This window comes from Mediterraneibacter sp. 210702-DFI.5.30 (assembly GCF_020560115.1).
Classification (GTDB): Bacteria; Bacillota; Clostridia; order Lachnospirales; family Lachnospiraceae; genus Mediterraneibacter; species Mediterraneibacter faecis.
In genome coordinates, this window is record NZ_JAJCME010000149.1 from 1 (window position 1) to 244 (window position 244).

Sequence of the window (244 nt, forward strand, 5' to 3'; positions counted from 1 at the left end):
GCCATGGCGCAGGCGCAATTCGCAATTGACGGGGCCGGGCACCTGGCCGTCGAAGTGCAGGCGCAAGGTGCTGGCCAGGCGCGCGCGGTCGTCGCGGTGGACTTCGGCTTGCCAGTCGGCCAGGCCATAGTCGAGCCGGGCATGCTTGTCACCCAGCAGTTCCCGATACTGGCTCGACAGCAACAGGCGATCACCCTGGCACTGCAGGGCGCGGCCTTGGCCGGCTGGACCTGGCAGCGCCAGG

General features: G+C 69.7%; 1 protein-coding gene. It reads right to left on the bottom strand.

The window, feature by feature from the left end; translation table 11 throughout:
- Window positions 1-183, bottom strand: a 183-nt coding sequence (locus tag LI126_RS15045; RefSeq protein WP_227165720.1) for a hypothetical protein, incomplete at its 3' end; no start/stop codon positions are given.
- Window positions 184-244: the final 61 nt, after the last annotated feature.